At 63.2% G+C, this 22,623-nt stretch carries 20 protein-coding genes; 2 read left to right on the top strand and 18 right to left on the bottom strand.

Annotated elements, in window-relative coordinates:
* Nucleotides 1-134: 134 nt before the first annotated feature.
* The 5 genes from NKJ55_RS25265 to NKJ55_RS25245 form a co-directional block, all read right to left on the bottom strand.
* Nucleotides 135-1,247, bottom strand: coding sequence for an ABC transporter ATP-binding protein (locus tag NKJ55_RS25265; protein ID WP_023680224.1), 1,113 nt, complete (start codon nucleotides 1,245-1,247; stop codon nucleotides 135-137).
* 25 nt (nucleotides 1,248-1,272) lie between these two features.
* The gene (bglA, locus tag NKJ55_RS25260) at nucleotides 1,273-2,937 is read right to left on the bottom strand and encodes a beta-galactosidase BglA (RefSeq protein ID WP_352452252.1); all 1,665 of its coding nucleotides are present in this window, start codon (nucleotides 2,935-2,937) and stop codon (nucleotides 1,273-1,275) included.
* A 4-nt stretch (nucleotides 2,938-2,941) separates the two neighbouring features.
* Complete coding sequence (locus NKJ55_RS25255) at nucleotides 2,942-4,096, bottom strand: carbohydrate ABC transporter permease (protein WP_352452251.1); 1,155 nt, start codon at nucleotides 4,094-4,096, stop codon at nucleotides 2,942-2,944.
* A 1-nt stretch (nucleotide 4,097) separates the two neighbouring features.
* Nucleotides 4,098-5,111 (bottom strand): carbohydrate ABC transporter permease, encoded by a 1,014-nt coding sequence (locus tag NKJ55_RS25250; RefSeq protein WP_023680221.1) that lies wholly within the window; start codon nucleotides 5,109-5,111, stop codon nucleotides 4,098-4,100.
* A 227-nt stretch (nucleotides 5,112-5,338) separates the two neighbouring features.
* A complete protein-coding gene (locus NKJ55_RS25245) occupies nucleotides 5,339-6,694 on the bottom strand; it encodes an ABC transporter substrate-binding protein (RefSeq protein WP_352452249.1) in 1,356 nt (451 codons plus the stop codon).
* A gap of 362 nt (nucleotides 6,695-7,056) precedes the next feature.
* Here NKJ55_RS25245 and NKJ55_RS25240 point away from each other — a divergent pair, with 362 nt between their 5' ends.
* The gene (locus tag NKJ55_RS25240; RefSeq protein WP_352452248.1) at nucleotides 7,057-8,079 is read left to right on the top strand and encodes a substrate-binding domain-containing protein; all 1,023 of its coding nucleotides are present in this window, start codon (nucleotides 7,057-7,059) and stop codon (nucleotides 8,077-8,079) included.
* Between the two features lie 72 nt (nucleotides 8,080-8,151).
* Here the strand turns inward: NKJ55_RS25240 and NKJ55_RS25235 are convergent, their stop codons facing one another.
* Complete coding sequence (locus NKJ55_RS25235; RefSeq protein WP_352452247.1) at nucleotides 8,152-9,060, bottom strand: LysR family transcriptional regulator; 909 nt, start codon at nucleotides 9,058-9,060, stop codon at nucleotides 8,152-8,154.
* 78 nt (nucleotides 9,061-9,138) lie between these two features.
* On the opposite strand from NKJ55_RS25235, the gene NKJ55_RS25230 reads away from it, so the two are divergent.
* On the top strand, nucleotides 9,139-9,633 hold the full coding sequence (locus tag NKJ55_RS25230) for a DUF8737 domain-containing protein (RefSeq protein ID WP_352452246.1): 495 nt from the start codon (nucleotides 9,139-9,141) through the stop codon (nucleotides 9,631-9,633).
* Between the two features lie 5 nt (nucleotides 9,634-9,638).
* Here NKJ55_RS25230 and NKJ55_RS25225 read toward each other — a convergent pair whose 3' ends face one another.
* The 12 genes from NKJ55_RS25225 to NKJ55_RS25170 form a co-directional block, all read right to left on the bottom strand.
* Nucleotides 9,639-11,078 (bottom strand): S8 family serine peptidase, encoded by a 1,440-nt coding sequence (locus NKJ55_RS25225; RefSeq protein WP_352452245.1) that lies wholly within the window; start codon nucleotides 11,076-11,078, stop codon nucleotides 9,639-9,641.
* Entirely contained in the window at nucleotides 11,068-11,736 is a 669-nt protein-coding gene (locus tag NKJ55_RS25220) for an anti-sigma factor (RefSeq protein WP_352452244.1), read from the bottom strand. The genes NKJ55_RS25225 and NKJ55_RS25220 overlap by 11 nt, the downstream gene beginning before the upstream one ends.
* Complete coding sequence (locus NKJ55_RS25215) at nucleotides 11,733-12,296, bottom strand: sigma-70 family RNA polymerase sigma factor (protein WP_352452243.1); 564 nt, start codon at nucleotides 12,294-12,296, stop codon at nucleotides 11,733-11,735. The genes NKJ55_RS25220 and NKJ55_RS25215 overlap by 4 nt, the downstream gene beginning before the upstream one ends.
* A 133-nt stretch (nucleotides 12,297-12,429) precedes the next feature.
* Nucleotides 12,430-13,269: an alkaline phosphatase family protein gene (locus NKJ55_RS25210; protein ID WP_352452242.1), complete on the bottom strand. Its 840-nt coding sequence runs from the start codon at nucleotides 13,267-13,269 to the stop codon at nucleotides 12,430-12,432.
* Between the two features lie 93 nt (nucleotides 13,270-13,362).
* Nucleotides 13,363-15,048, bottom strand: coding sequence for an ABC transporter ATP-binding protein (locus NKJ55_RS25205; protein WP_352452241.1), 1,686 nt, complete (start codon nucleotides 15,046-15,048; stop codon nucleotides 13,363-13,365).
* Nucleotides 15,048-15,875 carry an ABC transporter permease gene (locus NKJ55_RS25200; RefSeq protein ID WP_352452240.1) on the bottom strand — a complete coding sequence of 276 codons (828 nt, stop codon included), beginning with the start codon at nucleotides 15,873-15,875 and terminating at the stop codon, nucleotides 15,048-15,050. Before NKJ55_RS25200 ends, NKJ55_RS25205 begins: the two co-directional genes overlap by 1 nt.
* A gap of 11 nt (nucleotides 15,876-15,886) precedes the next feature.
* A complete protein-coding gene (locus tag NKJ55_RS25195) occupies nucleotides 15,887-16,846 on the bottom strand; it encodes an ABC transporter permease (RefSeq protein ID WP_023676218.1) in 960 nt (319 codons plus the stop codon).
* 16 nt (nucleotides 16,847-16,862) lie between these two features.
* Nucleotides 16,863-18,449, bottom strand: a complete 1,587-nt coding sequence (locus NKJ55_RS25190; RefSeq protein ID WP_023676219.1) for an ABC transporter substrate-binding protein — start codon at nucleotides 18,447-18,449, stop codon at nucleotides 16,863-16,865.
* Between the two features lie 154 nt (nucleotides 18,450-18,603).
* Nucleotides 18,604-20,586 (bottom strand): CocE/NonD family hydrolase, encoded by a 1,983-nt coding sequence (locus NKJ55_RS25185; protein ID WP_352452239.1) that lies wholly within the window; start codon nucleotides 20,584-20,586, stop codon nucleotides 18,604-18,606.
* Nucleotides 20,587-20,671: 85 nt separating this feature from the next.
* A complete protein-coding gene (locus tag NKJ55_RS25180) occupies nucleotides 20,672-21,265 on the bottom strand; it encodes a nucleoside deaminase (RefSeq protein ID WP_352452238.1) in 594 nt (197 codons plus the stop codon).
* Nucleotides 21,265-21,768, bottom strand: coding sequence for an ureidoglycolate lyase (locus NKJ55_RS25175; RefSeq protein WP_352452237.1), 504 nt, complete (start codon nucleotides 21,766-21,768; stop codon nucleotides 21,265-21,267). The genes NKJ55_RS25180 and NKJ55_RS25175 overlap by 1 nt, the downstream gene beginning before the upstream one ends.
* Nucleotides 21,765-22,613, bottom strand: coding sequence for a bifunctional allantoicase/(S)-ureidoglycine aminohydrolase (locus tag NKJ55_RS25170; RefSeq protein ID WP_023676221.1), 849 nt, complete (start codon nucleotides 22,611-22,613; stop codon nucleotides 21,765-21,767). Before NKJ55_RS25170 ends, NKJ55_RS25175 begins: the two co-directional genes overlap by 4 nt.
* Nucleotides 22,614-22,623: the final 10 nt, after the last annotated feature.

Genomic DNA, 22,623 nt, shown 5'->3' with positions numbered 1-22,623 from the left:
TCAATACTATTATATAGAGTGGTTCGGCTTTCCGTGAAATGAAAAGCGTTCTAACGGCCTCACTTTAATTCCAGACAAGCGCGTCGTGCCATGCCCGCCGCTCTTGTCTCTTGCATGGCGGAAGAACGCCTGCTTCAAGCCGCCTTTGCTTCTGCTTCATGGAGCGCGAAAGAGCGCCCGTCCGCGTCGAAAATATGTAGGTCTCCGGCGTCCGCCGTCAGCCGCAGCGTCGCTCCGCGCTTGACCTCGACATTGCCCGGCAGCTTGGTCACCAGCGGCAGGTCGGCGCGGCCGATGTCGACATAGACGAGCTGGACCTCGCCGAGCTGCTCGACGTAATCGACCGTCCCTTCGAACAAATAGTCGGCGCCGGTGGCAATCATCAGATCCTCCGGCCGCACCCCGAAGCTCACCGCTGCGCCTTTCGCCGACGCAGGCGTTGCGATCGGCACCGTTGCCTTGCGGCCGCCGACATGGCTGACGACCGTCGGGTTGCCGGTCTTGTCGATCGTCGCCGGCAGGATGTTCATCGCCGGCGAGCCGATGAACTGGGCGACGAACAGATTGCCGGGCCGCTTGTAGAGCTCCATCGGCGTGCCGACCTGTTCGATATGGCCTTCCTTCAGCACCACGATGCGGTCGGCCAGCGTCATCGCCTCGACCTGGTCGTGGGTGACATAGATCATGGTTGTGGCCGGCATCGATTCCTTGAGCTTGGCGATCTCGATGCGGGTGGCGACACGCAGCGCCGCGTCGAGGTTGGACAGCGGTTCGTCGAACAGAAAAACCTTGGGATTGCGCACGATGGCGCGACCGATGGCGACGCGCTGGCGCTGGCCGCCCGACATCGCCTTGGGCAGACGGTCGAGATATTTGGTCAGCTGCAGGATCTCGGCCGCCTGGCGCACCCGCTTGTCGATCTCGGCCTTGCTTTCCTTGCCGATCTTCATCGAGAAGGCCATGTTGTCGTAGACGGTCATGTGCGGATAGAGCGCATAGGACTGGAACACCATGGCGATGCCGCGCTTTGACGGCGGCACGTCGTTGACGATCTCGCCGTCGATCTTGAGCTCGCCCGAGGTGATCTCCTCCAGCCCGGCGATGCAGCGCAGCAAGGTCGACTTGCCGCAACCAGAGGGACCGACGAAGACGATGAATTCGCCCGACTTTATGTCGAGGTCGACGCCGTGCAGAATGTTGAGATTGCCATATGATTTCCTCACTTGCCTTAGCGTGACATCGGCCATGGTACCCTCCAGTTCTTCCTTGAATTCAGTCGATACGCCCGAACCAGGCGCCGTAGCCGCCGAGGCGGATAGTGCCGGCGCCAGTCTGTCCCGAAAACCCGTGTCCCGGCAAGGGCTGCAATGAGCGGCCGCCAAGATCGACCTCGGCCGGCTTTGCTCCGAGATTGAAGGCGCAGACGATCTGCTCGTTGCCTTCGCGGCGCGTGAAGGCGACGGTGTCGCCCTCGCTTTCGATGAACTCGATATCACCCTTGGCCAGTGCCGGATGGGCGCGGCGGAAAGCCAGGAAGCGCCGGTAGTGCTCGAGCAGCGAGCCGTCGTCGCCTTGCTGCACATTGACGGCTTGCGCAAGGTGCTTGCTGGGCACCGGCAGCCAGGGCTTTGCCGTCGAGAAGCCGCCATTGCGGGCAGCGCCGTCCCAAACCATCGGCGTACGGCAGCCGTCGCGTCCCTTGAATTCAGGCCAGAAGCGGATGCCGTATGGGTCCTGCAGATCCTCGAAGCCGAGTTCGGCCTCGCTGAGCCCGAGCTCCTCGCCCTGATAGATACAGACCGAGCCGCGCAACGACATCAGCAGCGCCGAGATGACCTTGAGGTAGGCGGTCGGGTCGGGCTCGCCGGCTGCCCAGCGCGAGGCGGGACGCATCACGTCATGGTTGGAGAAGGCCCAGCACGACCAGCCGTCGCTGGCCACCTTGCCGAAGGTTTCCAGCACCGAGCGCACCTTTGCCGCGCTGATCTTCTCCGGCGCCAGGAAGTCGAAGGAGTAACACATATGCACGCGCTTGCCGCCGGCCGTATAGGCCGCCACCACTTCCAGCCCACGCTGCGAATCGCCGACCTCGCCAACCGCGGCCGTCGCCGGGTATTCGTCGAGCAAGGCGCGGAAGCGTTCGAGGAAGCCGAGGTTTTCAGGCCGGCTCTTGTCGTAGAGATGGTCCTGGTAGTTGTAGGGGTTGACGGCCGGCGCCGTCTGGTCGTTGCGCTGCTCGGGCGGCAGCGGCGGATTGTCTTCCAGGCCTTGGCTGTGGAAATAGAAATTGATGGTATCGAGTCGGAAGCCGTCGACGCCGCGCTCCAGCCAGAAGCGGGTGACGTCGAGCAGCGCGTCCTGGACCGCGCGGCTGTGGAAATTGAGGTCGGGCTGCTCGGCCAGGAAATTATGCAGGTAATATTGCTGGCGGCTGGTGTCCCACTGCCAGGCCGAGCCGCCGAAGATCGACAGCCAGTTATTGGGTGGCGTGCCGTCCGGCTTGGCATCCGCCCAGACATACCAGTCGGCTTTTGGATTGCTGCGGCTCGAGCGGCTCTCCTTGAACCAGGGATGGATGTCGGCGGTGTGCGAGAGCACCTCGTCGATCATCACCTTGAGGCCAAGCCGGTGCGCCTCTGCGGTCAGCGCGTCGAAGTCGGCCAGCGTGCCGAACATCGGATCGACATCGCAATAATCCGACACGTCGTAGCCAAAATCCTTCATCGGCGATTTGAAGAATGGCGAGATCCAGATGGCGTCGACACCGAGCGAGGCGATGTAGGCCAGCCGGCCGATCATGCCCCTGAGGTCGCCGATGCCGTCGCCGTTCGAATCCTGATAGCTGCGCGGGTAGATCTGGTAGATCACGGCACCTCGCCACCAGTCGCGATCGATAGCGAGATCTGGCTTCGGGGTGGCCTTCAAAGCGGATTGCATGATCTCAACCTCCTTTCACCGAGCCGGCAAGCAGCCCACGGACGAAATAGCGCTGCAGCGAGAAGAACACGATCAGCGGCACGATGATGGTGACGAAGGCCGATGTCGTCAGGATCTCCCAGTCGCCGCCGCGCGAGCCGAGCAACGCATTGAGCTTGGCGGTAAGCACGATCTGGTCGCCCTCGGTACCAAGGAAAACCATCGCCACCAGCAGATCGTTCCACACCCAGAGAAACTGGAAGATGGCGAACGAGGCCAGCACCGGGAACGACAGTGGCAGCACGATCTTGACGAAGATCTCGAAATCGCTGGCGCCGTCGATGCGCGCCGACTCCATGATCTCGCGTGGCAGGCCGGCGATATAGCTCCTCAGAAGATAGATGGCGAAAGGCAGGCCGAAGCCGGTATGGGCCAGCCAGATGCCGAGATAGGTCTTCGACGGCACGCCGAAGAAGCTGCCGACGCCGTTATAGAGCTTCAACAGCGGAATCAGCGACATCTGCAGCGGCACGACCAGGAGGCCGATGATGACGGCGATGAGCAGGGCCCGGCCAGGAAAGCGCATCCAGGCCAGCGCGTAGGCGGCGAACGCGGCGATCAGGATTGGAATGACGGTCGCCGGAATGGTGACGGTCAGCGAGTTCATGAAGGAGCGGCCGATGCCTTCCGAAAACAGCACCGTGTCGTAATTGTCGGTGGTGAATTTCGGCGGCGCCGACGAGGCGTAATAGACGCGCTGGCCGCGTTCGCTCTCGAAAGCCTTCGGCGAGGTCATGACGAAACTGCCGTCGGCATTGAGTTGCAGGGTGACGCCGTCGCCGAGATCGGCTGTCGAGCCGGCGGGATATTGCGTCGGCGCGGCCGACTTGACGCCAAAGGCGCTGATGTTGCGGGCCGGGCCGTCGCCGAAGATATTGCCTTGCAGGACGAACTTGCCCTCCTTCTCGACCTGCGCCGAGGCTGGCGGCAGCCGGCCGGCTTCCGTCTGGCTGGAACTGGTGAACGAGTTCCACCAGCCCGAAGCGATGATCTGATCCTTGTCGCGCAGTGACGAGACCAGAATGCCGAGCGTCGGGATCGTCCAGATCGCAACGAAGATGAAGACGGCGATGTGGACGCCGAAACGGCTGACAAAGGACTTTCCGGTCGACGCGGCCATCTCAATGCCCTTCCGTCTCTTTGTTCGCCTGGCGGATGTTCCAGACCATGATCGGAATGACCGCGATCATGATGATGATGGCGATGGTGGCGCCGCGGCCGAAATCGCCGCCGCCGCGGAACATCCAGTCGAACATCAGATTGGCCAGCACCTGGCTGTTCCACTGGCCGTTGGTCATGGTCAGCACGATGTCGAAAACCTTAAGCACCAGGATGGTGATGGTGGTCCAGACCACGGCGATGGTGCCCCAGATCTGCGGCACCATGATCTTCCAGAAGATCTGGAAAGGGTTGGCGCCGTCGATGACGGCGGCTTCCAGCGTCTCTTCCGGAATGCCGCGCAAGGCCGACGACAGGATGACCATGGCAAAGCCGGTCTGGATCCAGATCAGGATGACCATCAGGAAGAAGTTGTTCCAGAACGGCAGCGAGATCCAGACCTGCGGCTGGCCGCCGAAATACTGGATGATGGCGTTGAGCAGGCCGATCTGCGTCTGCCCGTCGCCGCGATATTCGTAGATGAATTTCCAGATGACGCTGGCGCCGACGAACGAGATCGCCAGCGGCAGGAAGATCAGGCTCTTGGCGATGGTGCCCCACCAGATCTTGTCGGTGAGCACGGCGATGATCAGCCCGAGGAAGGTGCAGGCGGCCGGCACCACCGCCAGCCAGATGATGTTGTTGAGGATCGAGTTGCGGAACTCGCGGTCGCCGAACGCCCATTGATAGTTGGCCAAGCCGACGAAATGGGCGCCGCCGCGATCAAGGAACGACAGCCTCAGTGTCTCCACCACCGGGTAGATCAGGTAGATGGTGAGGATGATCATCGCCGGGCCGACGAACAGCCAGGGCCGGATCACCCCCTGCCGGCGCAGATTGTTAATCGCCGCCTTGCCGGAAACGCCGCGCGCCGGAAAGATCGTGTCGAGTGCCTTGTTGGCGCCCCAGAAATAGGCGACGCAGCCGCCCACGCCGATGATGATGACGAATATCGCCGAAAAAATCTGAGCCGCCATGGGTCCCTCCCCCTGCGCACGGATCCGCCAGTCGAGAATGGCTTTGGCGACGGGATCATGCGCCGATTCAGTTGTCTGGAGCGCGACCAGCCGGAAAGCAGGTCACTGGGCGCGCGTCATGCCGGAATGCGTTGTGCTCACGACAATCGACGCGACGCCAAGCACCGGATAAGGTCCGGGCCGTTTGAGGCCCGGACCACATCACATTGGGAACTCAAGCCGGCCGCTTACTTGATCGCGTCCCAGCTTTTCTGGATGTCAGTGGCGACGTCCTGGGCGGACTTGCCGCCGACCAGGTCGATCATGCCGGTCCAGAACGCACCGGCGCCGATCTTGCCCGGCATCAGGTCGGACCCGTCGAAGCGGAAGGTCGAGGCGTTGGCCAGGATCTCGCCCTGCTTCTTCAGCGCGTCGCTAGCATAGGCGTCCTTGTTGACCGACTTGAACGGCGTCACGAAGCCGCCCTGTGCCATCCAGATCTCATGAGCGAGCGGCAGCTTCAGGAATTCGATGAACGCGCGGGCACTCTTGCTATCTTTGGTGATCATGGCCAGCGTGCCGGCGCCGAGCACCGGAGTGCCGAGCTCGGGCTTGGAGGCGTAGGGCGGGTAATAGAAGAAGTCGGCATCCTCGCCGATCTTGGTGCCTTGCGGGAAGAAGGTCGGGATGAACGATGCCTGGTGGTGCAGATAGCATTTCGGCGGCACCGAGAAGAGGCCCTTCGGGCTGTCACGGAAATCGGTCGCCGCAACCGCCTTGGCGCCGCCCTCGACCATCTTGTCGTCGGTCGCGATCTTGCCGAAAATGTCGATCGCGTTGACCACTGCCGGATCGTTGAACGGAATTTCGTTCTTAACCCATTTGTCGTAGGTCTCGGGCGTCTGGGTGCGCAGCATGATGTCTTCGACCCAGTCGGTCGCCGGCCAGCCGGTGGCGCCGCCCGAACCAAGCCCGATGCACCATGGCGTGCCGCCGTCGGCGATGATCTTCTTTTCGAGCTCGGCAAGCTCTTCCTGCGTCTTCGGCACCTTGTAGCCCGCTTCCTCGAAATTGTCCGGCGAGTACCAGACCAGCGACTTCACGTCGGCCTTATACGGAAAGGCGAAGAAGCCGGGTTTGCCGTCTTTGTCCTTGAACGTGCCGAGGTCGACCCAGGATTGGCCGGCGCCGTAATTGTCCTTGACCCAGTTGGCCGTGTCGTCGCCGAGCGGCGTCAAAAGCCCCTTCGATGCCAGATCCTGGATCAGGCCCGGCTGCGGCAGCACGGCAATGTTGGGCGGGCTGCCGGCCTGCGTGTCGATGACGATCTGCTGCTCGTAATTCTCCGACGAGGAGTACTTGATCTCGGCGCCGGTGGCTTCGGAGAAGTAATCGAGGACGGTGCGGATAAGCCCTTCGTCCTCGCCGCGCCACGGCCCGAAGATCGTCAGCGTCTCGCCCTTGAGGTCGACCTTCTTGAGCTCCTCGTAGTTGGCCCAGTTGAAACGGGGATCTTCGCCCGGCTTGAACTTCAGTTCGGCTTGCGCCGGCATGGCGAGCGCAAGCGTGGCAAACGCAGCGCCCAGCAGAAGCATTTTCTTCATCGGTATTCCCTCCCAGTGGTGACAAACACCGAACGAAACCTCCATTCCGTCCGCCGGCGCTGCAGGACTGTGACTCAGTCGGAAAGGAACTGCAACCTTTCGTAGAGTCTTCCAAAGCGCTTTGGTGATTTTGATCTCGCCACTGAATTGATCCGGAGTCAAGAGAAAGCCAAATTAATCGATTTAATTTCTGCGGTCGAGTGCCAGCGAAAGTGCGCTGCAGCACAGTTTTCTGGCGGTGCAGCAGCAAATTCGGCTTCAAACCGGTCCGAACCGTGCGTAAGGTCATTGCGCTCGGCGGCGCAGTTCGTAGCGGCCGGCTCGATTCAGATTAAAAGCGCTTTGAGGTTTGGAGGCCTCCGGTGAACCTCAAGCAGCTCTCCCATGTGCTGGCGCTTTCGCAGACTACGGTGAGCCGCGCATTGAACGGCTACCCGGAGGTCAACGAGGAAACGCGCCGGCGGGTGGTCGATGCCGCCAAGCGTCACGGCTATCGCCCCAATCCGAGCGCCCGCCGGCTGGCGACCGGCAAGACCGGCATGATCGGCTATGTGCTGCCGACGGGGACGACCGTCGACATCGACCCGCATTTCGTCGAGTTCCTGTCCGGCCTCGGCGACTATGCGCGTTCGCACGAGCTCGACCTGGTGCTGTCACCGGCCGATGCCGACGACCAGGAGACGACGTACCGCCGCATTGTCGCCAACCGGCAGGTCGACGCGGTCTATATCTCCTCGCCGAGGCCGGCCGACCGGCGGGTGGCGCTGGTCAATACGCTCGGCATTCCTTTCATCGTCCATGGCCGCAGCGAAGGCTTCGATTTCGAGTATCCGTTCACCGACATCGACAATGAGGGCGCCTTCCACGAGGCGGCGCGGCTACTCGTTCAGCTCGGTCATAGGCGTCTGGCGCTGATCAATGGCGACGATCGCGAGACCTTCGCCATCCATCGCGAGCGCGGCGTGCGCCGCGCGCTTGCGGCGAGCGGCCTGGTGCTTCGTGATCAGCATGTCTGTTCGCTCACCATGACCGAGGAGAACGGCTACCGCGCCGCCCGGCGCTTGCTGGAACAAAGCGACGCGCCGACGGCGATCGCCTGCTCCAGCCTGATCATGGCGCTCGGCGTGGTGCGCGCGGTGCGCGATCTCGGCCTGACCATTCCGGGCGACCTGTCGCTGATCGCCCATGACGACGTCTTTCCCTGGCTGAAGCCGGAAAATTTTTCGGTGCCGCTGTCGACGACACGTTCGTCGATCCGCCTGGCCGGCGCACGCATCGCCGAACGGCTGGCGGCGCGGATTTCCGGCCTGGAGGAGGGCGCTCGCGGCGAAGTCTGGCCGGTCGACCTGGTGGTCAGGGGATCGGTCGCCGGCGCGCCGGCCTAGAGGCAATCACTCTGAACGGCCGAGGTCGACTCTTGGCGGCTGTTAGCCAGCACCAGCGGGTGCGTCCTGGTCTCAGGCCGCGGATTTGAGGTGATCGATGAAGGCGCGCAGCTTCGGCAGGACTTGGCGCTTGCCGGGATGATAAAGGAAAACACCCGGCGTCGTCGTGGCGACGCCGTCGAGCACCGACTGGAGTTTTCCTTCGGCTATCGGACCTTCGGCGAGTGGTCGCGGCGTCTGCGCCAGCCCGACGCCCCGCATCGCGGCCCCGACCAATGTCGAATAGTCGTGCGCAATCAGCGGGCCTGAGACGATCGCTTCGATTGCACCGTTACCATCGATGAACGACCAGGGTGCGATGGCGCCATTCGAGCGGCGCAAGCGTAAGCAGGCGTGGTGGCGCAAGTCGTCGACACGCTCGGGACGGCCGTAGCGCTCAAAATAGTCAGGGCTGCCGACGACTACGAACGAGAACGGCGGGGTCAGCCGCACCGCGACCATGTCGGCGGCGATGAGTTGCCCGAGGCGGATGCCGGCATCGAACCCGCCGGTCGCGAGATCGACCATCTGGTCGCTCACGGCGATCTCCAGTTCGATCTCAGGATAGGCTTGGCAGAACGACGCGAGCAGCGGCTCCAACATCAGCGGCACGATAGCGCGAGGCACAGACAGACGTAGCAGCCCGGTCGGCCGCTGGCCGATATCGCGAGCAGCCTCGCCGGCCGCGACGAGCTCCTCGAATGCCGGGCCGGCACGGTCGAGGAACCGCTGGCCAGGTTCGGTTAAACCAACGCTCCGCGTCGTGCGGACGAACAGCGCCGTGCCCAGGCGGGCTTCCAGCGCGCGCACCGCTTGGCTCACGGCGGATGGTGTCACGCCGAGATCGGCGGCGGCGCGGCGGAAGTTACGGCGCCTGGCGACGGCCAGGAACGCCTCGACGCCCTCCAGCGCACCATGTCGGACTGTGTAGTTCTGCTTCATAGGTTGTTGTGATTACACCGGATAGTCGAATTGCGGTAGCGGGCTTAAAGCCGCGTGAATCAACTGTGAGGAAGCCAAATGTCCACGGAAATGGTGTTCCAAACCCACCTTGTTCTCGGCTATGTCGCGTGGCTGCTTTGCTTCGGCGCGTACGGTTTGCCGTGGCTCAGGTCGATGGACCGGGTCGCGGCGCAACGCGCCATCGCCACGCTTCACAGCTTCCGCTTCTTCGGGCTCGTCTTCATGGTTCCAGGCGTCGTAAGCCCCAATCTGCCCACCGACTTCGCCGTATTCGCCGCCTACGGCGATTTCGCGACTGGCGTGCTGGCCATGCTGGCGCTGCTCACGGTGAGGATACGCCCGCTCTTCTGGCCGTTGGTCGTCGCCTTCAATGTCGTAGGGACGGTCGACCTCATCGTCGACTATTACCACGCCATTCAGATCGGCCTTCCTGCACGCGCAGGCGAACTGGGCGCCACCTACGCGATCCCGATCATCTACGTACCGCTGCTGATGATAACGCACATCGCCGCATTCTATTTTCTCCTACGTCCTCAGCAAAACGCGACTTGAGCGGGCTATTCCTTCGCCGCTTCGGCCGCCTTGGTGTCCAGCAGGCCAAAGCCGAAATCATTGTCGCGCCCCTTGGGGCCGAGATCCTTTGCCGTGGCGGCAAGTGCTTTCTCGACCCAGTCGGCGGAGCGGTCGGGCGCGGCATGCAACAGATTGGCGATCGCGCCGGTCACGATCGCTGCGGCGAAGGACGTCCCGGTCACCACGTCCGAGCCGGCGCCGCTCGGCGCCACCATCTCGACGCCGGGAGCGGAGATGAAGACGTAGGCGCCGCGATTGGCCTGCGGCATCAGCCCGTCCTTGGCATCGGTGGCCGTCACCGCGATCACGCCGACGAAGGCGGCCGGATAACCATAGGGCGCCTTCGGTCCGTTATTGCCGGCGGCCGCAACCAGCACGATGCCAAGCGCGCGCGCATTGCGGCAGGCGATGCCGAGCAGGTCGTTCTTCGGACCGACGAAGCTCATATTGATGATGCGGACATCCTGCTCCGCCGCCCAGTCGAGCGCCGAAAGGATGACGTCCATGGTCGACTTGCCGCCCTCGAAGGCGCGGGCATGATAGATCCTGGCGCCCGGCGCCATGCCTTTGAACGCGCCGGTGCCGGCGATCAGTCCATCGACCGAAGTGCCGTGGTCGCGCGCCTTGATCGGCACGTCGGGCATGGCATCGAACTGCCCGGCGATGACGCCGGAGAGCGCCGGATTGCCGTCATCGATGCCGGTGTCGATGACGCCGACGCGCACATTCTCGCCGCTGGCTTTGTCGGCATCGAGCGCGATGCGCTCGAACGCATAATTGACGATGCTGGCCGCCTGCTGCAGCGAGTAGACATGGTTGGCCTCACGCCGCAAAGTACGGCCGTCGGCGGCAAGTTGCGCCAGCACGACGCCGACCGGGCGGCCATCGGGAATGCCGAAGCGCACCAGCGTGTTGCCGAGCAGCCGCGACTGCCGCTGCGAGCGTATCTCGAGGCCGAACGAGGCCGCGATCTGCTGGACCGCGCCGGCGTCGCCATTGACGGTGACCAGCACCTCGTCGGGCACGAAATCGCCGGTCACGGCGCGCGGCGGCTCGGTTGCCACAGGATCGGTCGGCGCAACCACCGCACCGCCCGGCGCGGCAGCCTGTATTGCCGGCGCGACGGCGGGTGGGGCCGCAGTATTGCCAGGAGGTATCGGCGCCTCGGTGACTACGGCAGGATTGGGGAACAGGTCGACAATCAAGCCCGGAAGAAACACCGCGCCCGTTGTTCCATGAGCCGGCGCTTTGCCGCCATCCTTCACGCCGCCGCCATCCTTGGCGCAGTCGGCGTTGGAAGCACTTCCCCGGTTCAGGCAGTCGATCTCAGCCTGGGTGAGGTTCGGGTCATTGGTCTGCGCCATTGCGGACGCGGCGAAGATTGTCATCGCCGCCGTCAATCGAATGACCGCCTTAGCCGCCATCAGCCGGTTTCCTTCCCTCCAGCGCAGCTTCGGTGAAAGGCTGGGCGGCAATAAGGCCAAGCAGCTTCTGATAGTCGGCGGCGGTCTTGGCCGGAACGCCGAGGCGGAAGACGCCGTCGGCGGTCGGCCCGCCGGCGATCTTCAACTGGTTCTGGTCGAGAAAAGCGATGATGTCGGACAGCTTCGCATCCGGTTTGAACTTCACAAGGGCAAACGGCATTTTGGCCAGATCGTCCTCCGATCCGGCAATCTCGAAATCGCCACCTCTGTTGCCAGTCTGCACAAAAGACTGCACGACGACCAGAGCCAGCAGCACCGCGGCCGCGGCCCAGGCGACGCCGGCGGGCACCGCCATGAAGCGGCTCCAGGCTTGCGCCAGCCAGGACGATGCCGCCGGCGCGCGGGACGGGCCGGCCTCGGCGTCGAGCGCCTTGGCAAAGCGGCTGAGCGCATCGGCCGGCGGGCGGATTGCCTCGTTTGCGGCAGCGGTGCCGGAGAATTCAGCCTCGGCCTCGCCTAGTGCGGCCATCGCCGCCGGATCGCTCGCCAGCCATTCCTCGATGGCTTCGAGCTCGGTACCCTCCAGCGAGCCGTTCAGATAAAACGGCAGCAGCATTTCCATTTCGTCGCGGCGTGACATCTTTTCAGCGGCGCTCATGGCCACCCCCTGTCGTAACCGGCGGCCTTGAGGGCTTCGCCGAGTTTCTTGCGGGCGTAGAACATCCTGGTCTTGACCGTTGCGACCGGGATGCCGAGTACCTCGCCGATCTCGCTCACCGATTGCCCGTGATAATAGGCAAGGTCGATCACCGTGCGGTGCTCTTCCGGCATGGCATCGATAAAGCGTCGCAAGGCGGCGGCCTTGTCTTCCTTCATCGTCACGACTTCCGGCGTGTCGGCGCCGTCGGCGACCTGGGCCGCGTCATCGTCGTCGATCCAGTCTTCCTTCTTCTTGCGCAGCAGGGACAGCGCCTTGAAGCGGGCAATGCCGAGCAGCCATGTCGAGACCTCCGAGCGCCCCTCGAAGGCCGGTGCCTGCCGCCAGAGTTCGAGGAACACCTCGTTCGCGATATCGTCGGCCATCAGTTCCGATCCCGTCTGGCGTGCCACGAAGCGGTAGACCCGCGCGTGGTGGCGCATGAACAGGAGCCGCACGGCGGCACGGTCGCCTTTCGCGACCCGCTCGACAAGCGCGCGATCGGTCTCCGCGGCCGTCATCGCCGGTCGAGCCGCCTGGCTCCTGCCTGCTCTGTCGCTGATCGGCCCAAAAAGGTTCACCGCATCCGCCCGTATATTTGCGGAGGCTAACTGAAGAGCGGGAGCGTTGCCAGAGGGAGAAGAGGGCGCGCGCTCAACTCAGGAACGGCTCCGCCTTCATCGTCGCCGGCACCGGCACGCCGAGGCGCGCAAGCACCGTCGGCGCGAGCTGCAGCTGATCGAGCAGCGTATTGGCTTCCGGACCCTCGCCGGATCCGAAGTAGTAAAGTGCGAAATCCTGCATCTCATCGTCGTGGCCGCCATGATGGCCGCGATCGGTCTGGCCATGATCGGCGGTGACGATCACCTCGTAGCCGGCTTCCCGCCAGCGCGGCAGAAAGCCGGCGAGCATGGCGTCCATTGCATAGACGGCATGATCCATCTCGTGGCAGTCATGGCCGAAGCGGTGGCCCATCGAGTCCAGAGTACAGCTGTGCAGGATGCCGTAGTCGATGCCGTAGCGCCTGGTCAGCATGGTCAACGTCGCGAACAGGTCGACGTCGCTCGGCGTCATCTGGTTCCTGGCATTGTAGCCGGTCATGGTGTGGAACCGGCCATGGCTGATCGGCCTGCCCGGCTGGTCGAACTCCATGTCCTCGACCAGGTCGAACGGATAGGCCCGGAAGAATTCGGACCAGTAGGAGTGGGTGACCGCACCGGTCTTGCCGCCGGCCCTGCTGACTTCGGAAAAGATGTCCGGCTGTTCGACGCGAAACCGGTTCTCGTTCGACAGGATACCGTGCACCTGGGGCGGCACGCCGGTGTGGATCGAGGCATAGCAGGATGCCGAGGTCGACGGCAGCACGGAGCGCATTTTCCATACGCGGGCTTCGCCTGATTGCACCCAGCCTTCGAGATTGCCCATCAGCCGTCGCCAGTTCCGGTAAGGCACGCCGTCGAGGATGATGAGCAATAGTTTTGTGTTGAGCGCCAAGGGCGCCTCCATGCGGCTTAATCGGAAAAGTCAGGGCGGGCCTGCCGTTCAATCCACGCCCGGACAGGATCGTCGGGCGCAAAGGGCGGCCCGCTAGTTCCCCGCGCTGGCCATGCGCCGTCCCTTGATCGCTTTCTCTAGCCAGCCGATCTCCATTTCTGGCACCGACGATAGCAAAAGATCGGTGTAGGCATCGAAGGGTGGCGTCAGCACGGTGCTCTTGGCGCCGTAGCGCACCACTTCGCCGCGATACATCACGGCGATTGAATCGGCGATCGACTTGACCGTGGCCAGGTCGTGGGTGATGAACAGATAGGCGACGTTTTCCTCTTTCTGCAGCCCGAGGAGCAGCTCCAGTATGCCGTGGGCGACCAGCGGATCGAGCGCCGAGGTCACCTCGTCGCAGATGATCAGCTTCGGCTTTGCGGCGAGCGAGCGGGCGATGCAGACGCGCTGCTTCTGGCCGCCCGAAAGCTCGGCCGGATAGCGGTCGACATAGCCTTTGCCCATTTCGATCTTGTCGAGCAGTTCCGCGACACGGGCGTCACGTTGCCTTCCGCGCAGACCGAAATAGAATTCCAGCGGCCGGCCGATGATGGTGCCGACCGTCTGGCGCGGGTTCATCGCCACGTCGGCCATCTGGTAGATCATCTGCAGTTGGCGAAGATCCTCTTTCGGCCGGTCGGCAAGCCGGTTGGCGAGCGGCCGTCCGTCGAAGGTGACGGCGCCTTGTTCGGGCGGCAAGAGGCCGGTGATGGCGCGCGCCAGTGTCGATTTGCCGGAGCCGGACTCGCCGACCACCGCCAGCGTCTGGCCGGGGAAAATATCGACCGAGACGTTCTTCAGCACCTTGATGTGACTGCGGCCATAGGCGGCGGTGATGTTCTTGACCGACAGGAACGGGCTCGTGCCAGGCTGCTGCTCCTGGTGTTCGATCTCATGCACCGAAACCAGCGCGTTGGTGTATTCCTGGCGCGGCTCCTTGATGATCTGGCGGGTGCCGCCCCATTCGACCAGCCGGCCGTGGCGCAGCACCATGATCTCGTCCGAGACCTGGGCGACGACGGCAAGGTCGTGAGTGATGTAGAGCGCCGCGACATGCGTGTCGCGGATGGCATCCTTGATCGCCGCCAGGACGTCGATCTGCGTCGTCACGTCGAGCGCCGTGGTCGGCTCGTCGAAGACGATCAGGTCGGGTTCCGAGCACAGCGCCATTGCCGTCATGACGCGCTGCAGCTGACCGCCCGACACCTGGTGGGGGAAGCGCTCGCCGATGCTTTCGGGATTCGGCAGGCTGAGCTTCTTGAACAGCGCCACGGCGCGCTTTTCGGCTTCGGCCCGCGTCGCCGTGCCGTGCAGGAGTGCTGCCTCGACCACCTGGTCCATCAGCCTGTGCGCCGGATTGAAGGCGGCTGCCGCCGATTGCGCGACATAGCAGACCTCGCGGCCGCGCAATTTGCGAAACCCTTCGTTGCCGCCCTTCAAGATGTCGCGGCCATTGAGGATGACCTCGCCGCCGGTGATGCGCACGCCGCCGCGGCCGTAGCCCATCGACGACAGGCCGATGGTCGATTTGCCGGCGCCGGACTCGCCGATCAATCCGAGCACCTTGCCCTTTTCGAGCGTCAGCGAGACATCGTGCACCAGCACGATGTTCTTCGGCGCCTCACCCGGCGGATATACCGTGGCCTCGATGCGCAGATTGCGGATGTCGAGCAGCACGCCGGACTTCGGTTGCCCGGGCTTCGGTTGCCCGGGCTTCGGTTGCTTGTCAGCCATTACCCGCGTCCTCCCTTCAGGCTTGTCGTGCGGTTGAGCACCCAGTCGGCGACGAGATTGACGGAAATCGCCAGCGCTGCGATCGCCGCCGCCGGAATGAGGGCGGCGCCTATGCCGAAGACGATGCCATCCTTGTTTTCCTTGACCATGCCGCCCCAATCGGCGTCCGGCGGCTGCACGCCAAGCCCGAGGAAGGACAGCGTCGACAGGAACAGTACGGCATAGATGAAGCGCAGGCCGAGTTCCGAAACCAGCGGCGACAGCGCATTGGGCAGGATTTCCCGGAAGATGATCCAGCCGCTGCCTTCGCCGCGCAGCTTGGCCGCCTCGACATAATCCATGACGTTGATGTCGACGGCGACCGCCCTCGACAGGCGGTAGACGCGGGTCGAGTCCAGAATGCCCATGACCAGGATCAGTGTCACGAGATTGGATGGCAGCACCGACAGCACGACAAGGGCCATGATCAGTGTCGGGATCGACATCAGGAGATCGACGAGACGCGACAGAAGCGTGTCGAACCAGCCGCCGAAAACCGCTGCCGAAAAGCCGAGGATGGCGCCGAGCGAGAAGGACAGCGCGGTCGCCAGCACCGCGATGAACAGGGTGATGCGGGCGCCGTAGATCATGCGCGACAACAGATCGCGGCCGAGATTGTCGGTGCCCAGCCAATGCGCCGCGGACATCGGTTCCCAAGGGACGTCGCTGACGATCTCGGCATTGCCATGCGGCGCGATCCACGGCGCAAAAATTGCTGCCAGCACGAACAGCGCCGTCAGCACGATGCCGACCAATGCCGGGATGGGGATGCGTTTGATGACGAGCATACCCGCCCCCCTCATTTCGGATGTCTGAGGCGCGGATTGGCGATGATCGCCGCTATGTCCGCGATGATGTTCAGGCTGATGTAGACGGCGGCGAAGATCAGCCCGACCGCCTGCACCACCGGCACGTCACGCTTGGTGACGTGGTCGACGAGGTATTGGCCCATGCCTGGATAGACAAAGATAACTTCGACCACGACGACGCCGACGATCAGGTAAGCGAGATTGAGCATGACGACGTTGATGATCGGCGCAATGGCATTGGGGAAGGCATGCCTGCGGATGACCGCGAAGGCCGAAAGCCCCTTGAGTTCGGCGGTTTCGACATAGGCCGACTGCATGACATTGAGGATCGCGGCGCGCGTCATGCGCATCATATGGGCTAGCACCACCAGGGTCAGCGCCGCCGCCGGCAGTGCGATGGCCTGAATGCGTTCGCCGAAAGGCATCCCGTCATAGACAGTGGAAATGGCGGGAAACCATTGATGTTGCACCGCGAAGAAAAAGACGAGCACATAGCCGACGAAGAATTCCGGGAAGGACGTCGAGGCCAGCGCCAGTCCCGAGATCAGCTTGTCGACCCAGCCATTGCGGTAGCGCACCGCGATCAGCCCGAGGATGATCGCCAGCGGCACCGCGACGACCGCCGCCCAGAAGGCGAGGAACAGCGTGTTCCACAGCCTTCCCTTGATAGAGGTTGCGATATCCTGACCGCTCGACATCGCCGTGCCGAGATCACCGGTCAGAATGCCGCCGAGCCAGCGAAAATAACGGATGTAAGCGGGATCATTGAGGCCGAGCTGCTCGCGCAGATTGGCGAGCGACTCCGGTGTCGCCGACTGTCCTAGGATGGCTTGCGCGACGTCGCCGGGCAGGATCTGGGTGCCGGCGAAGATCAGGACCGAAACGGCCAACAGCAGCAGAATGCCCAGCGCAATGCGCTGGGCCACCAGTTTCACGATGGGTGAGGACATATCCGCAAGGCCGGGCTCAGGCTTCGAGCCAGCACTTCGCCAGAGCATATCCGTTCATCAACTCCTGATGCGGATCATCCACCCACCCGGCAACCTTGGCGCCCGTCGCGTCGATAAACTGATTGAACATCGGCAGGATCAGGCCGCCCTCGTCGCGCACCATCACAGCCATGTCGTGGTACATTGCCTTGCGCTTGGCCTCGTCGAGCTCGGCGCGAGCCGCCAGCACCATCTTGTCGAAATCCGGACGCTTGAACCGTGTGTCGTTCCAGTCGGCCGTCGACAGATAGGCAGTCGAGTACATCTGGTCCTGCGTCGACCGGCCGCCCCAGTAGGAGGCGCAGAAGGGCTGCTTGTTCCAGACTTCCGACCAATAGCCGTCGCCCGGCTCGCGCTTGATCTCCAGCGTGATGCCGGCCTTGGCAGCACTCTGCTGGAACAGCTGTGCAGCATCGACGGCACCGGGGAAGGCGACGTCCGACGTCCGGAGCAGGACGGCACCGTCATGGCCCGACTTCTTGTAGTGGAACTTGGCCTTGTCGGGATCGTATTTGCGCTGCTCGATCTCGGTGAATAGCGGGTACGATGCATTGATCGGGAAGTCGTTGCCGAGCGAGCCATAGCCACGCAGCACCTTGTTCAGCATCTCCTCGCGGTCGATCGCCAGCTTCAACGCCATCCGCAAATCGTTGTTGTCGAACGGCGCGGTGTTGCAGTGCATGATGAAGACGTAGTGGCCGGGTCCCGAATGGTTGCGGATGGTGACGCCGGGCACGCGCTTGATCAGATCGACGATCTTCGGCTCGACGCGGTTGATCATGTGGACCTGGCCGCCCTGCAGGGCGGCCGTACGCGCCGTGGCGTCGTTGATGACGATGATCTCTATCTGGTCGGCATGGCCCATCTTGTCGCCCTGCCAATAATTGGCGAAGCGCTCGCCGCCATGGCGCACGCCGGGCTCGTTGGTGGTGACCTTGTAAGGACCCGCCGAGATGCCGGCATCGGCCTTGTCCTTGCCGCCATTCGGCTGAATGATCAGGTGATAGTCGCTAAGCAGGTAGGGCAGGTCGGCATTCGGCTCCTTCAGCGTCAGCACCACTTCCTTGCCGCTGGCCTTGATGCTCTCGATGCCTTTCATGTAACCGAGCGCACCGGACTTTGACTTCTCGTCCGAATGGCGTTCGAGGGTGGCGGCCACGTCCTCTGCGGTCACCTTCTTGCCGTTGTGGAACTCGACGCCATCGCGGATCTTCAGCGTCCAGGTCTTGGCGTCGTCCGACGAGCCGATCTCTTCGGCGATGCGGTTCTCGAGCTTGCCTTCGGGAGACAGTTCGACGATCAGTTCGCCCCACATCTTGCCGAAGGCGAACGGCACCTGCGTCATAAACAGCGCCGGATCGAGGCTGTTGGTGGACTCGCCACCGACCAGGCCGGCCTTGAGCGTGCCGCCCTTGACCGGACCCGCCGCGCGGGAAGCGCTGGATAGCAGCGAATTGGCGATGGTTGCGGTGACGCCAAGCGCTGCTGCCCGGCCGAGAAAATCGCGACGGCTCAGCTTGCCGGACGCAACGCGCCGGCTCAGATATTCCAGTTCGTTTGACATGTTGAGTTCCTCACTCTGTTGGTCCGACCTTATGGTCGTTTTTCTCATTTCTATCGGGAGAATAATGACCGTAAGGGAAAGCGGTAAGCAAGACCGAATGCGACATGCCGTGGCGTAAATCGTGCGTCGCAATTGGACCAATCGCTATAAGCGCTCAAAGCAGTGCGCGCGGGATTTTCTCCTCGAAGTTGCGCTCGAAGACGAGTTTCTCGCCTTCATAGGCTTCAATTCTGGCGCTAACCACGAAGCTTTGCGCGTCGGAGCGCATTTCGGCGAAGGTTTCGGTGCGCACCGACCATCCATTTCGCGACAGCGTCTGGGTCCAATGCGCCTTGCCCGAGGCTGACAGCGGATTGTCGGGATGGATCGCCCATGTCTCTCTGGCGACGCTGCCATTGGCGAGGCCATGCTCCAGGTCGCGCACCTCACCAAAATCGTCCACGATGGAAAGCGTGGTCATTCCGGTCTTTTCGTCGCGATCGACATGACGCTCGGAATTGGCGGCGCGGACCGTTTCGGTTGCCCAGGGCGTGGCGCTTTCGGGAGCGGGGAAGGTGACCTCGTCGCCTGTCGCCGGCGGGCGCAGCGGCAGCATCAATGTCGCGGCCGACAATTCGAGCCGGACCGGCTCCGGCGACGGCCAGATCATCGGCCAATAGGCGTTCGAAACGGCAACGCGCAAGCGGTGGCCGGCCGGCACGCGATAGGCGCATTGGTCGAGCACCACCCGGGCGCTGACGGTTTCGCCGGGCACCAGCGCTTCGGGAAATTCGTGCGAGTTGCGATGCGTCAGGTTGAGCACGCCGTAGGAGATGAGTTCCGACGCGCCGTCCGGGTGGACGTCGCACAGCCGAACCGCGATGTTCGCCTGGCGCCGGTCCGACGAGACCCTGACCACAACTTCGGGAGCACCGACAATGTCGACCGTTTCGGTCAGCACCGGCTGGTCGAAGCACACCGACAGCGCATCGTCGGGGCGCTGGTCACCCGGCAGTTCCGGGCCGAAGGTGAAGGGGAAATATTCGCCGCCGGCGAGGCCGCAGCTTTGCGGCGAAGCGACGATAGCGTGGTTGCCTTCAGCGATAAGCTCAACCTCTTGCGTCTTGATGTTAGGTGACGGCCATTCCGATTCAGCGACCCAGCGGCCCGGCCGCTCGGGATGCCAGCGCGCCGGACGCACGCTGTCCATGACATAGGCGCGGTAGGCGGGGTCGGCCTCGACGCCGGTGTCGATGTCCTTCAGCCAGCGGTCCCACCAGCGCAAGGCCTCCTGCAGGAAGCCGATGCGCGGTTCGGGCGCGGCGTAATGCGGGTATTTGTGGATCCACGGGCCGACGATGCCCTTGACCGGCGCCTGGATGTTGGCGGCGAGATGGGAAATCGTATTGCGATAGCCGTCATGCCAGCCGCCGATCGACAGCACCGCGGCATGGATCGCCGAATAGTCTTCACAGATCGAGCCGCGCTTCCAATAGGCGTCGCGATGCTGGTGTTTCAGCCATAGCGGCGCCAGAAAGGGCTGGTTCTCCAGCCGGGTCAGCCACAGGTCGCGCCATCTGTTGTCGCCGGCCAGCAACGGATCCGGCGGCCGCGACGAATAGGACAGCATGGTCGAGGCCCAGCCAAAATTCTCGATCAGCAGGCAGCCGCCCTTGTAGTGAATGTCGTCGGCATAGCGGTCGACCGTCGAACAGAGACTGATGACCGCCTTCAGCGCTGCCGGCTGCTTGGCTGCTACCTGCAGGCAGTTGAAGCCGCCCCAGGAAATGCCCATCATGCCGACATTGCCGTTGCACCAGGGCTGCGCCGCCGCCCAGGCGATGACGTCGCAGGCGTCCTGCAGTTCCTGCTCGGAATATTCATCGTCCATCAGCCCTTCGGAATCGCCATTGCCGCGCATGTCGACGCGGATCGAGGCGTAGCCGTGGCCTGCGAAATAGGGATGCGTCAGCTGATCGCGATAGATCGTGCCGTCGCGCTTGCGGTAGGGCAGGTGCTCGAGGATCGCCGGCACCGGATCGTCGGCAGCATCGGCCGGCATCCACACCCGCGCCGACAGCCGGCAGCCGTCCGGCATGATGATCCCTATATCCGGAAATTCGACGATCTTTCGTGGGAATTCAGTGACGATTTTCATGCGGGCGAACTCCAGGAGCGCCAGATGATGGAGCCCGTGAGAGCGCGTCATGGGCCAGTCAACGAATTCGGCTGGTCAATCCGCGTCAATTCAGCGGTATGTCGTTTTCGGCCTTGCTTGCTTGATAGGCGGCGGACAATTCGTCATAGCGCGCTGATATTGTGTGGATGCGCGCTTCCAGCCGACCGCGCTCGGGGTCGGGCAGCGAGTGCACCAATTTGCGGATCGAAAAGCTCTTCCAATAGGCATTCTCGGCATTGTAGCCGCCGGGATCGAGGGTGAAGACCTCTTTCAGAATCTTCAGATCGTGCGGGATGTCGAAGCTGTCGCGCGAGTCCTCGTGGCTGAACAGATAGAAGAAATTGTCGAAGCCGGTCCAGGTGATCGCCGACAGGCAGAGCGAGCAGGGCTCGTGGCTGGAGAGGAAGATAGCCTCCTTGGTATCGACGCGTTCGGCTTTAGGCATTTCGTAGAAGCGCTTCAGGCAATGCACCTCGCCGTGCCAGAGCGGGTTTTCGGTCTCGTTGTTGGTTTCGGCAAGCACCAGCGAGCGGTCGTCCTTGCGCAGAATGGCCGCGCCGAACAACTTGTTGCCGTCCGCAACGCCTTCGACGGTCTTCGGCACGATGTCGTGCTCGATGACGTCGAGCAGGCGATCGATCAGCGAAATGTCGGTCATCATCTAATCCCGTCGGGAAGATCGATCTCGTAGGCGTGCGAGAAATGGCACTCTTCGAGATTGGAGCCGTCGCCGCCGCGGTCGACGACCACAAAATCCTGGACATCGCCGATCGGCGTCAGCACGCCGTGCCACAGATTGCGCGGGTAGTTGACGCCTTGCCCGGGCGCGGTGATGAAGGCGTGCGGCTCGCCAGGTCCTTCCTCGCCATCATGGCAGACGACGACCAGGAACGGCCGTGGTGACAACGGGATGAAGGCCTGGCTGCCGAACGGATGGCGCTCCACCATGGTCAGCTTCAACGGCAGCTCATAGGGCGTGCCACGCACCATCGAGATCAGCACGCGCGCATTCGGCCCTCGTGCTTCCGCGGTGGCGAGGTCATCGTAGCGCTCGGCCTTGCCGCCATTGATCGGATAATGGTTGTCGCCGCCCATATCGATGACGTCGCCGAATTCGGCGAAATTCTCGCGGGTCAGCGGCCGCGCGACGATGCGGGTCATGGTGTGGGTCTCGCGACGCCGGCGCTGCCAAGCTTGGCGTGGCGGTTGACGTCCTTGTAGAGGAGATAGCGGAATTTGCCTGGCCCGCCGGCATAACAAGCCTGCGGGCAGAAGGCGCGCAGCCACATATAATCGCCAGCCTCGACCTCGACCCAATCCTGGTTGAGACGATAGACCGCCTTGCCCTCCAGCACATAGAGCCCGTGCTCCATGACATGCGTCTCGGCGAAAGGAATGACCGCGCCCGGCTCGAGCGTGACGATGGTGACATGCATGTCGTGGCGCATGTCGGCCGGATCGACGAAGCGCGTGGTTGCCCATCGGCCTTCGGTACCCGGCATCGGCGTCGGCGCGATGTCCTGTTCGTTGACGAAGAACGCTTGCGGCGGCTCGATGCCGTCGACTGCATCATAAGTCTTGCGAATCCAGTGGAAGCGGACGGCGGCGCCGCTTTCATTGTGCACCGTCCACCCACTCGCCGGCGGCAGGAAGGCAAAGCCGCCCGGCCTTAAGCTATGTTTCTTGCCGGCAAGCGAAACGCTTAACTCGCCTTCGACCACGAACAGCGCACCTTCGGCGGCGGCGTCAAGCTCAGGGTGGTCGCTGCCGCCGCCAGGCGCGAGCTCGACGATATATTGCGAAAACGTCTCGGCAAAACCCGACAGCGGCCGCGACAGCACCCAGACGCGTGTCCCATCCCAGAACGGCAAGGCGCTGGTGACGATGTCCTGCATCACGCCCTTGGGGATGACGGCATAGGCCTGTGTGAACACAGCGCGGCCGGTCAGCAATTCGCTCTGGCCGGGATGTCCGCCCTGCGGCGCATAATAGGTTCGCTCGGCCATTTTCATCATA

The organism is Mesorhizobium sp. M0106 (assembly GCF_040322715.1).
In the GTDB taxonomy this organism is placed as follows: Bacteria; Pseudomonadota; Alphaproteobacteria; order Rhizobiales; family Rhizobiaceae; genus Mesorhizobium.
This window is presented reverse-complemented; position numbering and strand designations above follow the sequence as displayed.

What these genes read in the sequence shown, in the direction of transcription:
- NKJ55_RS25265 (WP_023680224.1), bottom strand. Translation starts at nt 1,247, where the DNA reads ATGGCCGATGTCACGCTAAGGCAAGTGAGGAAATCATATGGCAATCTC.
- bglA (WP_352452252.1), bottom strand. Translation starts at nt 2,937, where the DNA reads ATGCAATCCGCTTTGAAGGCCACCCCGAAGCCAGATCTCGCTATCGAT.
- NKJ55_RS25255 (WP_352452251.1), bottom strand. Translation starts at nt 4,096, where the DNA reads ATGGCCGCGTCGACCGGAAAGTCCTTTGTCAGCCGTTTCGGCGTCCAC.
- NKJ55_RS25250 (WP_023680221.1), bottom strand. Translation starts at nt 5,111, where the DNA reads ATGGCGGCTCAGATTTTTTCGGCGATATTCGTCATCATCATCGGCGTG.
- NKJ55_RS25245 (WP_352452249.1), bottom strand. Translation starts at nt 6,694, where the DNA reads ATGAAGAAAATGCTTCTGCTGGGCGCTGCGTTTGCCACGCTTGCGCTC.
- NKJ55_RS25235 (WP_352452247.1), bottom strand. Translation starts at nt 9,060, where the DNA reads ATGAAGCAGAACTACACAGTCCGACATGGTGCGCTGGAGGGCGTCGAG.
- NKJ55_RS25230 (WP_352452246.1), top strand. Translation starts at nt 9,139, where the DNA reads ATGTCCACGGAAATGGTGTTCCAAACCCACCTTGTTCTCGGCTATGTC.
- NKJ55_RS25225 (WP_352452245.1), bottom strand. Translation starts at nt 11,078, where the DNA reads ATGGCGGCTAAGGCGGTCATTCGATTGACGGCGGCGATGACAATCTTC.
- NKJ55_RS25220 (WP_352452244.1), bottom strand. Translation starts at nt 11,736, where the DNA reads ATGAGCGCCGCTGAAAAGATGTCACGCCGCGACGAAATGGAAATGCTG.
- NKJ55_RS25215 (WP_352452243.1), bottom strand. Translation starts at nt 12,296, where the DNA reads ATGACGGCCGCGGAGACCGATCGCGCGCTTGTCGAGCGGGTCGCGAAA.
- NKJ55_RS25205 (WP_352452241.1), bottom strand. Translation starts at nt 15,048, where the DNA reads ATGGCTGACAAGCAACCGAAGCCCGGGCAACCGAAGCCCGGGCAACCG.
- NKJ55_RS25200 (WP_352452240.1), bottom strand. Translation starts at nt 15,875, where the DNA reads ATGCTCGTCATCAAACGCATCCCCATCCCGGCATTGGTCGGCATCGTG.
- NKJ55_RS25195 (WP_023676218.1), bottom strand. Translation starts at nt 16,846, where the DNA reads ATGTCCTCACCCATCGTGAAACTGGTGGCCCAGCGCATTGCGCTGGGC.
- NKJ55_RS25190 (WP_023676219.1), bottom strand. Translation starts at nt 18,449, where the DNA reads ATGTCAAACGAACTGGAATATCTGAGCCGGCGCGTTGCGTCCGGCAAG.
- NKJ55_RS25185 (WP_352452239.1), bottom strand. Translation starts at nt 20,586, where the DNA reads ATGAAAATCGTCACTGAATTCCCACGAAAGATCGTCGAATTTCCGGAT.
- NKJ55_RS25180 (WP_352452238.1), bottom strand. Translation starts at nt 21,265, where the DNA reads ATGACCGACATTTCGCTGATCGATCGCCTGCTCGACGTCATCGAGCAC.
- NKJ55_RS25175 (WP_352452237.1), bottom strand. Translation starts at nt 21,768, where the DNA reads ATGACCCGCATCGTCGCGCGGCCGCTGACCCGCGAGAATTTCGCCGAA.
- NKJ55_RS25170 (WP_023676221.1), bottom strand. Translation starts at nt 22,613, where the DNA reads ATGGCCGAGCGAACCTATTATGCGCCGCAGGGCGGACATCCCGGCCAG.